The organism is Pseudomonas sp. GW821-FHT10B02, assembly GCF_059415665.1.
This window is the reverse complement of sequence record NZ_JBWKNR010000002.1, coordinates 479,302-492,618: the sequence shown is the minus strand read 5'-3', so window position 1 is coordinate 492,618 and position 13,317 is coordinate 479,302. Positions and strand designations below refer to the sequence as shown.

General features: G+C 60.2%; 12 protein-coding genes. 2 read left to right on the top strand and 10 right to left on the bottom strand.

What is annotated here, in order from left to right; genetic code table 11:
* Window positions 1-15: 15 nt before the first annotated feature.
* The 4 genes from AC07OF_RS05295 to AC07OF_RS05280 form a co-directional block, all read right to left on the bottom strand.
* Complete coding sequence (locus AC07OF_RS05295; RefSeq protein WP_045187650.1) at window positions 16-309, bottom strand: YcgL domain-containing protein; 294 nt, start codon at window positions 307-309, stop codon at window positions 16-18.
* On the bottom strand, window positions 306-1,439 hold the full coding sequence (rnd, locus tag AC07OF_RS05290; RefSeq protein WP_157193638.1) for a ribonuclease D: 1,134 nt from the start codon (window positions 1,437-1,439) through the stop codon (window positions 306-308). The genes AC07OF_RS05295 and rnd overlap by 4 nt, the downstream gene beginning before the upstream one ends.
* A 96-nt stretch (window positions 1,440-1,535) precedes the next feature.
* Window positions 1,536-3,170 carry a phosphoethanolamine transferase gene (locus AC07OF_RS05285; RefSeq protein WP_157193639.1) on the bottom strand — a complete coding sequence of 545 codons (1,635 nt, stop codon included), beginning with the start codon at window positions 3,168-3,170 and terminating at the stop codon, window positions 1,536-1,538.
* 190 nt (window positions 3,171-3,360) lie between these two features.
* On the bottom strand, window positions 3,361-3,726 hold the full coding sequence (locus AC07OF_RS05280) for a 5-carboxymethyl-2-hydroxymuconate Delta-isomerase (protein WP_495072639.1): 366 nt from the start codon (window positions 3,724-3,726) through the stop codon (window positions 3,361-3,363).
* 117 nt (window positions 3,727-3,843) lie between these two features.
* On the opposite strand from AC07OF_RS05280, the gene AC07OF_RS05275 reads away from it, so the two are divergent.
* Window positions 3,844-4,071 carry an HP1242/YdcH family protein gene (locus AC07OF_RS05275; protein ID WP_157193641.1) on the top strand — a complete coding sequence of 76 codons (228 nt, stop codon included), beginning with the start codon at window positions 3,844-3,846 and terminating at the stop codon, window positions 4,069-4,071.
* A 67-nt stretch (window positions 4,072-4,138) separates the two neighbouring features.
* On the opposite strand, the gene AC07OF_RS05270 is transcribed toward AC07OF_RS05275, so the two are convergent.
* Entirely contained in the window at window positions 4,139-4,942 is an 804-nt protein-coding gene (locus AC07OF_RS05270) for a phytanoyl-CoA dioxygenase family protein (protein ID WP_342622988.1), read from the bottom strand.
* A 204-nt stretch (window positions 4,943-5,146) separates the two neighbouring features.
* Here AC07OF_RS05270 and AC07OF_RS05265 point away from each other — a divergent pair, with 204 nt between their 5' ends.
* Complete coding sequence (locus AC07OF_RS05265) at window positions 5,147-6,547, top strand: amino acid permease (RefSeq protein WP_495072638.1); 1,401 nt, start codon at window positions 5,147-5,149, stop codon at window positions 6,545-6,547.
* 1 nt (window position 6,548) lies between these two features.
* On the opposite strand, the gene AC07OF_RS05260 is transcribed toward AC07OF_RS05265, so the two are convergent.
* From AC07OF_RS05260 to AC07OF_RS05240, 5 genes are all read right to left on the bottom strand, one after another.
* Window positions 6,549-7,445: a LysR substrate-binding domain-containing protein gene (locus tag AC07OF_RS05260; RefSeq protein ID WP_495072637.1), complete on the bottom strand. Its 897-nt coding sequence runs from the start codon at window positions 7,443-7,445 to the stop codon at window positions 6,549-6,551.
* 123 nt (window positions 7,446-7,568) lie between these two features.
* Window positions 7,569-9,008 (bottom strand): alanine/glycine:cation symporter family protein, encoded by a 1,440-nt coding sequence (locus AC07OF_RS05255; RefSeq protein WP_495072636.1) that lies wholly within the window; start codon window positions 9,006-9,008, stop codon window positions 7,569-7,571.
* Window positions 9,009-9,337: 329 nt separating this feature from the next.
* Complete coding sequence (locus AC07OF_RS05250; protein ID WP_495072635.1) at window positions 9,338-9,712, bottom strand: type 1 fimbrial protein; 375 nt, start codon at window positions 9,710-9,712, stop codon at window positions 9,338-9,340.
* 195 nt (window positions 9,713-9,907) lie between these two features.
* Entirely contained in the window at window positions 9,908-11,281 is a 1,374-nt protein-coding gene (locus AC07OF_RS05245) for a DUF1329 domain-containing protein (protein ID WP_495072634.1), read from the bottom strand.
* A gap of 50 nt (window positions 11,282-11,331) precedes the next feature.
* Window positions 11,332-13,287, bottom strand: a complete 1,956-nt coding sequence (locus tag AC07OF_RS05240; RefSeq protein ID WP_495072633.1) for a DUF1302 domain-containing protein — start codon at window positions 13,285-13,287, stop codon at window positions 11,332-11,334.
* Window positions 13,288-13,317: the final 30 nt, after the last annotated feature.

The following is a 13,317-nucleotide window of genomic DNA, read 5'->3' as shown; positions in this document are numbered from 1 at the left end:
GCAGGCAGGCCGGGATCAGACCGGGTCGTTACGACGCAACAGTTCTTCGGGCAAGTGCTCGATGTACTCGTCCTCGACCGGTGGCATCTGCAGGTGGTAACCCTGCTGCTCGAGGTTTTCCAGGACCTTGGCGATATCTTCGCGGGCCAGCTGGCGCTCCGGGGTCAGGACCAGGTCAAAGGCATGCACCGGCTTGCCGAAAAACGGCAGCAGGGCCTCTGGCACGCGCTCCAGACCATCGGCCTTGAGCACGTACAGGTACATTTCGTTCTTGCGTGGGCTCTTGTAGATCGAGCAGATGCGTTTCATTGCGGTTCTCCAGCGCTGGCCAGGCAATCGAGCAGCGCTTGCCCCATGCGCTCACGGCGCCAGCCGCGCAACGCATCGGGAAGTTGATAAGGTCCGGCGGGGTAGCCGCTCTTGAGCAGCAACTCGAGGATTTTCTTGCGCAACATCAGCTCCGGGGCGATGTTCAGGCGCTCGGCCTCGGCCTGGCCAATGGCGCGCAGTTGCTTGAGCAACGCCGAGGCTTCGATCGGCAGCGGCTCGGGGACAGCCGGTGGCCACTCCGATGGCGGCACGCTGGCCGCCCGCTTGATCAGGTCGAGCAGGAACTCACCGTCCTGACGAATGGTGCGCGGGTGCATGTCCTCGATCTTCGCCAGCGCCGACAGCGAGTCCGGCTGGGTCTTGGCCATCGGCCACAGGGCATTTTCGCGCAGGATACGGTTGCGCGGCAGGTCGCGGGCGCGGGCTTCACGCTCGCGCCAGGCGCACAGTTCACGCAGCACCGCCAATTGCGCACGGGACAGTTTCCAGGCCAGCTTGGCGTCGCGGTACAGCTCGTTGGGGTCGGTTTCGCGGCGCAACTGGGCGACCAGCTCGGCACCATCTTCCAGCACCCAGGCATTTTTTTCGTCGGACAGTTGCGGGCGCAGACGCTCGTAGAGCTCGGCCAGATGCACCGCGTCTTCGGCGGCGTAACTGACCTGGGTTTCCGACAGCGGGCGTTGCAGCCAGTCGGAACGGGTCTCGCCCTTGGGCAGCTCGATGCCGAGGACTTCCTGGACCAGACGCGAATAGCCCATGGAGAAACCCAGGTTCAGGTAGCCGGCGGCCAACTGGGTGTCGAACAGCGGCGTCGGCAGGCTGCCAGTCAGACGCGACAGCACTTCAAGGTCTTCGCTGCAGGCGTGCAGAACCTTGATCACCCGGGTGTCTTCCAGCAGTTCGGCCAGCGGCTGCCAGTTGCCGATCCGCAACGGGTCGATCAGATAAGCACGCGCGCCGTCGCCAACCTGGATCAACCCGGCAATCGGATAAAAGGTATCAACCCGCATGAACTCGGTGTCGACGGCCACGAAGGGCAGCTGGCGCCACTGCTGGCAGTGTTCAGCCAGACTGCTGTCGTCGCAAATCCAGTGTATTTCGATGGCCACAAGGCTCTCCCACAAACAATGGCGCGCAGTATATACGCCGCAGGCCACTGCCGGGAAACCGCTCGACCGCTATCCCTGGCTGGCCTGTGCGTTGGTTCAATGTTGTGCAAGAGTCGGCTGGCAACCGGCGAACATGTCCAGTTGTTGATCGTAGACGCTGGTGCGCACCTGCAACAGGCCGAGCATGGAGTGGAACAGGTTGTCCTGACTCAGCGGCTCGTTGCGTAGCTTGTTCAGACAGTCGGTATCGACGGCGAAATCCTGGCGATAGCTGTCGGAGAACCAGGCCAGCATCGGCACGTGTTTCTGTTGCTCCGGCGCCAGCATGTAAGGCGTACCGTGCAGAAACAGGTTGTACTCGCCCAGCGATTCGCCATGGTCGGAGAGGTAGAGCATGGCCGTGTCGACCTTGTCCTGCTTGCTGCGCAGGATGTCGATCAGCGACGACAGCACATGATCGGTATAAACCAGGGTGTTGTCATAGGCATTGATGATGCTTTGCTCGCTGCACTGGTTCAACGCGTTGCTGGGGCATACCGGGGTGAAACGCTCGAACTGCATAGGATAGCGCTTGAAGTATTCCGGGCCATGGCTGCCCATCTGATGCAGGACCAGCACGGTATCTTGCTGCAGGTTGTCGATCATCGACGCCAGGCCTTGCAGCAGGATCTCGTCATGGCATTCGCTGTTGGTGCACAGCGCCGGATCCTTGGCATTGCTGACATCTTCAAACTGGACCCGGTCGCAGGTGCCCTTGCAGCCGGACTGATTGTCGCGCCAGCGAACACTCAAACCGGCGCGCTGAAGGACATCCAGCAAGCCTTCCTGGTTCTTTGCTTTGCTGGCCTGGTAATCCTTGCGGGTCAGGCCGGAGAACATGCAAGGCACCGATACCGCCGTCTCGGTTCCACAGGAATGCACATCACTGAAAGCGATAAGCCCAGCTTCCTTGCTCAGTTGCGGTGTGGTGTCACGACCGTAGCCCAACAGCCCGAAATTCTCTGCCCGCGCGCTCTCCCCCACCACCAGCACCGTCAGTGACCTGCGGGCATGATATTGCCAGGCCGGATCGCGCTGGGCGTCTTCACCGATCTTGGCAAAAGGCTTGGCCGCCGTACCGAGCCGTTCACCGACATAACCGAAAGAGGCACCCACCACATTACTGGGCACCAACATCAGGCGAATCTCATGATGGTTGCGAAACAGCGAAGCCAGCCCCTGGTAATTGAGCAACGCCACCACGCCGAGCAAGGCCACACATGCAACACTGGCGAGCAACTTGCCAAACAGTTCGCGATACCAGACCCGATAGTTGATCGGGGTTTTATACAGCAGCAGCGAAGGCACAATACCCAGCAGTACGATATAAAGCCCAAGTTTCACAGAGAGTAAGTCACGCACTTCCGTGGCATTGGTTTCAGCGGTATTACGCAACATGCCAACATCAATCAATACACCATATTGATTCATGAAGTAAGCCGCGCCGGCGCCCATCACAAACAGTACAACCAGTATCGGTTTCAATACCCCGCGAAAAGCAACAAAGGTCAGCACCAGGTTGAACGCGCAGAAGATCAGCACGGCAAACGCCAGTCGCAGGAAAACACCCGAAACGCCAGGCTCTACGACACTCGACAAATGCTGCCAGAGTACCGAGTTGAAGGCGACCAGCAGGTACAGGCTGGCAATCAGGGTGACCCATTCGGCCCGCAGGGGTTTGATCTTGAACATGATGCTCGCTTGGCTATTGATCGGTAAGCGTGCCGTTGCGGCACGGCCTTGGGACCAAGCGAACGTTAATTACAACAGGATCAATTTTTTGTGAAAAAGACGCCAACGTTTAGTGCGATGGCGTCAATTTTAACATTACATTTTTTTCACAATAACCCATTCATTTTTTCACATTAATTATGCAAGACCATTAAGCCGGCAAATGCGTTTTGGAATAAGAGTCGCGATCAATATCGAGCACCTCGACGCACAGCTGGATGTCCACGCCTGGCGTGCCCGGAATTTCTTCTTTGAGCACCTCCAGCAGGCTTGCCGACAATTGCCGTTTCACCTCTGGCGAACGGCCGCTGAGAATCGCCAGTTTGATATGGGCGAAAGCGCGCTCCTGCAGGGCAGTGCCCACGCGGAAACTGGCCAGGGCCACGGCACGGCTCTTGATGTCCAGTTCATCGGCGAACTGGCCGCTGCAAACCAGCGCATGGTTCAGACGCAGCAGCAGACGGTCGACGTCCAGTTCACGCAGGCTTTCGCTGTATTCAACGTGGAGATGAGGCATTGCAGGGGCCCTGAGCTCAGAAATGTTGCAACAGACTACCTCAACCACGGAACCCGACAAATCCGACTATCCTCATAGTTCATGACTTCCACCCCAAACCCCCGGAGAGGTGAAGAAATGCCGGTAAAGCACGATCTACTCGCAGATCTCGGTCTGACCAAAGAGCAATTCATCGAGAAGAAAAAAACCGACCCGCGGCTGAGCCAGTTGCACGAGGAATACAACCGCAAAGACGCCGAAGTGGTCGAGGCCGAGAGCAGCAGCAGCGCGGATGACACTGTCACCCGACTGCGCAAGGAACGTCTGAAAATCAAGGACGAAATCGTCGCCCACGTGAAACCGTAACGCCCCCGCGGAATAGCAAAAAGCCCCGCAGTTCACTGCGGGGCTTTCAATTACCCTTCCTCTGGCCTCAACGGCGGGCCCAGACCACCGGAAACCAGTCCTCGCGCATCCGGTCACCGGTGTTCAGGTCGATCCCCGGAAACGGCGGCGAGGTACGGCCCGGCCGCTGGACATAACGCACATCATCGCCCATGAAGCGGGTTGAAAACGCCCGGCGACGATTGCTGCCGGTATTGCCGGCAGCGCCATGCACGGTACGAAAATCAAAGACCACCGCATCACCCGGCTCCAGTTCGGGCGAGAGAATCTCATATTCACCGTTCTCCACGTCGGGCATATCCATGAACACACTTTCACCGGAGCCGGCATCGGTTGCACCGTAGAAATCCTTGTTGCTGGCCCAGCTTTTCGGGCGCACCGGCTTGGGCCAGCGATGCGACCCCAGGACCACGCTCAACGTGTTATGGCGAGTCACCGGATCCAGTGGAATCCAGTAGCTGGCCGTCTGCAGACCGTCGACACAGTAGTAAGGCAAGTCCTGGTGCCAGGGCGTCGGCTTGGAAGTGCCAGGCTCCTTGACCAGGATATGTTCATGGAACACCTGCACTTCACGCGATTGCATCAGATCACCGGCAATCGCCGCAGCCGGTGAGTTCAGCACGAAGTCCTTGAATGCCGGTATGCGTTGCCAGTTGCAGTAGTCCTCGAAGAACCGCCCGCCTTCGCCACTGCCAACGTTTTCGATGGCAAAGGCGCTGGGATCGGCCAGGTTCTGCTCGAAACCTTCACGCAAGCGCTCGATCCAGTCGCGAAACACGCCGCGCAAGACGATGGCTCCGTCACGCTGGAACTGTTCGGTATTGGCATTCATCGGGGCAGTCCTCTCTTGTTGTAATGGGCAAAAGTATTGGACCGCCGACTGCCAGCGGTAAACGACACTTTGCCTATTCACCACTATCAGCATTCTGTATGACCGTGCTTATTGTCAGCCCCGGCAATTGACCGGTTAATAGCCCTGCCTGTCTCCTTCAACGCCTTGCGATTGAACAATAAGAACAATGAGGAGTTACCTGGGATGAACGATAACAACACCGTCCTGCGGCGGGGTCTGAGCACCCGTCATATTCGTTTCATGGCGCTCGGTTCTGCCATTGGCACCGGGCTGTTCTATGGCTCCGCCTCGGCGATCAAACTCGCCGGCCCCTCGGTACTGCTGGCCTACCTGATTGGCGGCGCGGCCATTTACATGATGATGCGCGCCCTGGGCGAAATGGCGGTGCGCAACCCGGTGTCGGGTTCGTTCGGCCAGTATGCGAGCCAGTACCTGGGGCGCTTTCCGGGCTTTTTGACCGGCTGGAGCTATGCCTTCTCGATGCTGGTGGTGTGCCTGGCGGACGTGACTGCCTTCGGCGTGTACATGAGCTTCTGGTTCCCGGAAACGCCGCGCTGGATCTGGGTGTTGGGCATCGTGTTCTTTATCGGCGCCCTGAACCTGTGCAGCGTCAAGGTGTTCGGCGAGCTGGAGTTCTGGTTGTCACTGCTGAAGGTCACCGCGATTGTGTCGATGATCCTGGCCGGCGCTGCGGTACTGATGTTCGGCATCCAGCTGGGTGGTTCCGGTGAGCAACTGGCTAGCATCAGCAACCTGTGGAGCCACGGGGGGTTCTTCCCCAATGGCGTGGGCGGCATGATCGCCTCGTTCACCGTGGTGATGTTTGCCTTCGGCGGCGTCGAGATGATCGGCATTACCGCCGGTGAGGCCCGCGACCCGCAGCGGGTCATCCCCAAGGCGATCAACTCGGTACCACTGCGCATCCTGCTGTTCTACGTGTTCACCCTGTTCGTGCTGATGTCGATCTACCCATGGACGCGGATCGGCAGCGAAGGCAGCCCCTTCGTGCAGATATTCAGCGGCCTGGGCATCAGCTCGGCGGCAACCTTGCTGAACATTGTGGTGATCTCGGCGGCGGTGTCAGCGATCAACAGCGATATTTTCAGCGCCGGGCGCATGATGTACGGCATGGCCCAGAACGGTCAGGCGCCGGCCAGTTTCTCGCGTCTGTCGCGCTTCGGGGTGCCGTGGATGACCGTGGTGGTGATGGCGGTGGCGCTGCTGTTCGGGGTGCTGCTCAACTACCTGGCACCCGAAAACCTGTTCTTGATCCTCGCCGCCGTGGTGACCTTCTCGATTGTCTGGGTATGGCTGATGATCCTGCTGTCGCAGATGGTCATGCGCCGCGGCATGAGCACCGAAGAAGTGGCCAAGCTGCACTTCCCGGTGCCTCTCTGGCCGGTCGGCCCGGCCTGCGCAGCGGTGTTCATGCTGTTCATCTTCGGTGTACTTGCCTGGTTCCCGGACACCCGCATGGCCTTGTATGTCGGCATCGGCTGGCTGGTCCTGCTGTCGCTGGGCTACTGGCTGTGCGTGGCACGCAAGGCTAAACCGCTGGTGGCAGTGGCCGATCCGGCGAGCTGAGTCAGGCGGGGAATTGCTGGCTTGCCCAGTCCAGGAACGCCTGCGCCGCCGCTGACGGACGCATGGCACTGGACTGGGCCAACACCACTGGCTGTGGGCTTACGCTTTCGAGCAGCGGCCGACAAGCCAGTGGTTTGCCATCATAGCTGCAGTCGCCTACCGGCCGTGTACAGGACAATGCCACCCCGTAACCGTGGGCAACCAGCCCGCGCTGCATCTCGAAGGTCTGGGTCAATTGCGTCGCCGCCGGTTGCAGATCATGGGCCCAGAACAACGACAGGAAGTATTCCCGGGTCCTGGCGATGTCTTCGAGGATCAGGCACTCGGCGGCCAGATCGACCAGCGAGACCTTTTCCTGCTGGGCCAAGGGATGATCGGCAGGCAACAGGGCATAGGGCGCCAATTGCGCCAGCACGCGTTTCTCGATCGGCGAATCCAGCCCGACATCATAGGTCAGCGCCAGTTCGGCCTTGCCATCACTGAGGCGGCGATTGACCTCGGCCAGGTCGGCTTCGAACAGGGTGATGGTGACCTCGGGATGGCGCAGGCGAAAGCCGCTCAACAAGCGCGGTGCGTAGTAAGGGCCCAGGTCCTGGAAACAGATCAGGCTCAAGGCGCCGCGCACCGTGGTCTGCTCTTCGCCTCTGCCACTGATCACCGTCGCCAGGTTGAGCATCTGCCGCGCCTGCTCCAGTAGCTTGCGGCCCGCCGGCGTCAGCTCCAGGCCGCGGCTGACCTGACGGTGAAAGAGCTTTTCACCCAGGCTCGCCTCCAGCTGTGACAACGCCAACGACACCGATGGCTGGGAGATATGCTTGGCCCGGGCGGCAGCGCTGACACTGCCCTGCTCGGCGGCGGCAACAAAGTATTCCAGCTGACGCAAGGTGAAGCCGATCATCACAAGGCCCTGACGGATGGTTGGACAGTCGGGGCATTATGGCAGGGAAACAGCGAATGCATCGCGGGGCAAGCCCGCTCCCACCGGCTGAGCTCTGTGGGAGCGGGCTTGCCCCGCGATCTGTCACCGTTCCTTCAACGCATCAGGCGCTTGCTCGGGGCTATCCGCCTTCCCCCAGATCTCTGCATCGATCTTACCCGCCAGCTCCGGATAATCCTTGGCGTTGAACTCCGGCGTGCCCACTGCCTTCTGCGCGAAGTAATCCCGGGTCAGCTTGACCACCACGCCGGACAGCAAGCAGATCGCAACCAGGTTGATGGTCGCCATCAGGCCCATCGCCGCATCGGCGGCATCGAACACCGTGGTAACGCTTTCATAGGCGCCCCAGACCACCATCAACAACGCTGCTGTGCGCAGCACGGTCAGGCCCAGACGGGTGTTCAGTTTCAGATACACCATGGCGTTTTCGGCATAGGTGTAGTTGCCGATGATCGAAGTGAAGGCAAAGAAGAAGATCGCAATGGCAATGAAGTACTGCCCGGCCCAGCCGATGTGTTCGTTCATCGCCGCCTGGGTCAGCGGTGTGCCGGTCATGTCAGGGCCAGGCACCACGCCGGACAGCAGGATCATGATGGCGGTGGCGGTACAGATCAGCAACGTATCGATGAACACGCCCAGGGCCTGGACAAAGCCTTGCGAGGAAGGATGATGAGGGTTGGGGGTCGCCACCGCGGCAATGTTCGGCGCCGAACCCATGCCCGCTTCGTTGGAGAACAGGCCGCGTTTGACGCCATTGAGCAAGGCCCCGGCCACGCCGCCGACCGCCGACTCGATGCCGAAGGCACTCTTGACGATCAGCATCAGCACGCCCGGTACTTCATCCAGATTGACCACGATCACATAGACCGCCACCAGCAGGTAGGCACCGGCCATGAACGGCACGACCCATTCGGCAATGCGCGCGATTTTCTTGATGCCGCCGAAAATCACCAATCCGGCCAGCACGGCCAGCGCCACACCGGTGGTCAGCTTGGGCACACCAAAGGCGCCAAGGGTTGCATCGGCAATGGAGTTGGCCTGCACCGCACCGAACACCAGGCCGAAAGCGATAATCAGGCAGACCGAAAAAATCGCTGCTGCCCAAGGCGCATTCAAACCCCTGGCGATATAGAACGCAGGACCGCCGCGATACTCACCGTTGCTGTTACGCACTTTATACAGCTGCGCCAGGGTGCTTTCCGCGTAGGCCGTGGCCATGCCCAGCGAGGCCACCACCCACATCCAGAACACCGCACCCGGCCCGCCGAGGGTAATGGCCACCGCCACACCGGCAAGGTTACCGGTACCGACCCGCGAGGCCAGGCTGGTACACAACGCCTGAAACGGCGTGATGCCACCGGGATCATTCGCCGGGGCACGCAGCACCGAACGGAAGAACTCGGGCAAATGGCGAAACTGGATAAAGCCCAAGCGGACAGTAAAGTAGATACCTGCAGCCAGCAGGCCATAGATCAGGACATACCCATAGAAAAAGGTATTCAGTGCGTTGATCACGGCTGTCATTGTCTGTTCCCAAATAAAGCGCAGGGCCGGTAAAGCGCCCTGCTCAGTCTGTAAAGCAACCGGCGCCAGAGGACGACCCGTGCCTTTTCAATATGAATGGCCTGGAACAATGGGAAACGCCCACCGCTTCAGTAATCACTTCGGCACCACCGCTTGGGTGATGGATGATGTCGAGCGCGAGGGCCCGGCTTGACCAGCATGCAGGAGCAAATGCGCTGATCTGATGTTGAAGCCGGGCATATTAACAGATCTTGTTGTTACCTTCCCCAAGGGCCCGATACCCGGACTTTAAGCCCGGGTACGGGTGGCAACATCGAGCTTTAGATGGGTTACGGCGAGGTAAGCGTAATCAGGTAGTTTCCGCTGGTAACCGGTTTACCTGCGTGATCGACCAGCGCATATTGTTGATCGTAGTAACGGTCCTGGACATTCTCGGCCACCAGCTTGACCTGTACTGAAGTGCTGTCCAGGGCGCTGACTGAAGCCTGTGGGTCTATCCGACGCACATCGATGGCAGTATCCCGAGCCAGTGCGGGGCAGCCGTCCATTCGCCAACCACCCGGCTGGGATGATGTCTGGCAGGATGACTCAACGATGCTGCCGGTAAACCTGATCGTCCCCTGAGCCATCGGGGTTGCAGCCTGGCACACGGCACAAAGGCTGAACAGCACGGCCACACTGGCTACCTTTAGCTTGCCACTCATGCAGACACTCCTCAGGAAAAAGTCTTTGCCTTGAGTGTCGGCATGTTCAGGAGAATGTTCAGACCTGTCTGATGGCAAATTTTGCGCACCGCCAAGCGCGTCACAGATTGCAAGTTTATCCAGCAAGGTCGTGCAAACCTGCTACTGCCCGCTCCCATCCTGTAGGAGCGGATTTATCCGCTCCTACAAGGACGCTTAGCGCGTACCGCGCTGGCGCAATGCCGACGGCATGAAGTAGGCGTCCTCGGGCACCGGCTGGGCAAAGTCCACGGTCTGCGCTTCTTCGTTATCCAGGTTCTGCACGTAGTAACGACGCGCCTGCAGATCGTGGAACACGTCCAGCGAACTCCAGGTGGTGGGCAGGTCGTAGAAGTTCTTCAGGTAGCCCATCGACACCCGCCACAACTGCCCGCGCCCGTCGTACTGGTCGACCAGCGCCGCACCCCAGCTGTCTTCGTCAAGAAACAGCACGCGCTTGGAATAGATATGCCGCGCGCCTGCCTTGAGCGTGCCTTCCACCACCCACACCCGGTGCAGCTCATAACGGGTGTACTGCGGGTTGAGATGCCCGGGCTTGAGCAAGTCGGCGTACTTCACCTCGGGGCTTGAGACCTTGTAGTTGTTGTAAGGAATGTAGACCTCTTTCTTGCCCACCAGCTTCCAGTCATAGCGGTCCGGCGAGCCGTTGAACAGGTCGGTGTCGTCGGCCGTGCGCAAACCGTCGGACGAGGCGATTGGCGTGTCGTACGCCAGGCTCGGCGCGCGCCGTACACGGCGTTGGCCGGCGTCGTAGATCCAGGCCTGACGCGGGTCCTTGATCTGGTCGAGGGTTTCGTGAACGAGTGTCGCGCCACCGGCCAGGCGGGCCGGGCTCTTCACGAAGGCCAGGTAATAGAACAGGATATTTTTCAGATCGGCATACTGCCCACCGGGGCGGTAGTAGTTGAACATCCCTTCCTGTTGCGCCGTCACCAGCGCGTAGCTGCCGTTGCGTTGCACCGGCGCTTCGGAAGCACGCCGCACCACGTAGATGCCACGATAACGGGTGATGTGGTTCCACACTGCCTCGACGCCATCCTTGGGAACGGGAAACGGCACGCCGCCATAGGCGTCGCTGAAACCGTTGCCGCCTTCGAGCAGCTTGGCCGAGGTGGCGTTCTTGAAGGTGTTGTCGTACAGCCACTGCGGTGCCGAGCCGGAACGGCGGCTGGGGTACACCGGCATCTGGAAGGTCTCGGGGTAGCTGTTGAACAGCGCGATCTGGCCCGCACTCAACTGGTCCTTGTATTGCTCCAGATTGGCCTTGGTAATGGTGAACAACGGCTTGTCTGCCGCGTACGGGTCCAGGTGATGCTGGCCCGGCTTGTAGCCCTGCGGCGCCTGGGTGATGCCGCCGTCCCAGGCCGGGATGGTCCCGGCAGCGTTGCCCGCGCGCTCGGCGCCCATGGGCGTCAGGGTGGTTTTCAGTTGCTCGGCCTGTTGAGGCGAAATGGCGGCCAGCGTACCGCCGGCCGCCAGGCTCAGGACCAGCGCCAGGGTGGTCTTGAGCAGTCGTGGTGTGTGAAGCATGGACGTTCTCCGAATTAAAAACCGGGCCGTAGGCCTTGGGGTCTGAGCACTCACAGGAAGTACTTGAGGTTGAAGCCGACGTTGTCACGGTCGCGAATGCTGTTGTTCTGGCCACCACCGTAGAACTCGGTGTACTGCAACTCGGCTTCGAGCTTGTTTTGGTAGTTGGCTTTGATCCCCAGGGTGTAGGCCTTGCGGCCCTCGATGGTGTTGCCTGCCTGGTAGCTGTTGCCCTCGAAGTCGTCCTTGTAGACGACATAGGGTGAAACGTTGATCCCGGCGTAGACGTCGTTCCAGGTCGCGTTGAGCATCGCCGTGTAGCTGTAGGAATTGCGGTTGACCTGGTCACCACGATCACCGCCGGATACATAGGAGGTGTTGCCGCTACCGGCGTAGTAGCGAGTGCTGCCGTCAAAAGCGGTGTAGTGCAGGCTGCTGCCGCGCAAGTGCTCGGAGGCCAGTTCGAACACCCCGAACATCGAGTCGAACGACAGCCCCGGGCCGAAGTTGTAGATAGTGCCCAGTGAGGTATTGAAGGACTCCACCCGCTCAGCGTTGTTGATCTGGCTGTCGAGCTGGACCATTTGCCCGCCGATGTTGACAGTCTGACCGGCAGCGGCGGCCGCAGCGCCATTGGCCAGGTCGCCGATCAGGTCGTTGGTGGCGGCGATGCCGATGGGCAGGTTGGGTCTGTAGGCCACTTCGCCAAATACCGACGCCTGCCCCAGGGTGGTATTGAAGCTGAAGCCGTACATGCGGATGTCTTCGGCATAACGCCGATGCGCCTGGATATTGCCCATCACGTCGGCGGTAGCCAGACCACCGGCCAGCGCCGCGGCCTGGCTGCCGGCAAGGCCCGACAGCAGGTTGGTCAGGGCGTTCATGTCGATGCCCTGGTAGCCACCCAGGTCGGCGGAGATGGTCGGCTCCTTGGCGTGATAGTTGACCATGTACAGGCCGAACTCGGTGCTGTTGAGCTCTTCTGCGATGTAACGGAAAGCGAAACCGAACTGCCCGTCGTTACGGGCGTTGAAGTCCTTGCCGATGGTCGCCACTTTCAGCGTATTGCCGAACGCCGGGGTCACGCCGTTGGCGTACAGGCCGGTGCTGCCCAGGACCTGTCTGAACAGCGGGTCATTGCCCAGCCCCTCGTACAGACCGATGACATTGCCAAAACCGGGCACCGGGCTGTCCAGGGCGGTGCCGCTGAAGTTGTTGTAGGCGGTGTTGCCGCCGTCGGCGAACAGGTCGGTCTGGGAGTAGAAAGTGCCGACCGGGTCGATGCGGGTTTCCTTCCAGTTGGTCTGGTAGAAACTCTCCAGTGTCAGGTTGTCGGTCAGGCCGATGTTGAAACTGACGGCTTCCACCGGCATCAATACTTCCTTCACCTCAGCGCCCGGCAAACGAAACTTCGCCGCATCCACCGGGTTGGTGGTGTTGATCCCGCCGCGATAGAACATGCCCTCGCCCCAGTTGAATACCTGGCGCCCGAGGCGCGCGGTCAGCGGCATCTGCGCCACGTCCCAGCTGCCATAGACATAGGCGTCGAGCATCTCGATGTGGTGACCGGCGATGTCGCGGGTCTGGTCGGTGAAACGGTCGTCGTTGGGGAAGTTCTGGCTCGGTTGCGACGGGTTGTTGTTGTCGTAGTAGTCGTTGCGCTTGTCCATCAACTGGGTGTCGTAGAACGCGGTACCGCGCATGAACACCCCGTAGTTCTGGTAGTTGGCTTCCAGCTCCGAGGTGATCTTGTAGACCTCCGAAGCCAGCCCGGTGTCGAAGTTGCGATTGCCGTCGTTGGTGTTGATGTCATCGTTGCTTTTGTCCCGCCCCTGGACCCGCCACAAGCGGCCATAGGACAAGGTGGTGTCGAGCGAGCCGGTGACCTGGTTGTCCAGCACCTTGAACTCGACGGCCTGCGCGCCCTCGAGCGCGTACAATTGCAACAGCCCCGCCAACCCTACCCCGGACATCACTGCGCCAGACTGGCGTAATCGATTCCCCATGGTGTGCTTCTCCCTTTGCTGATCTTGTTG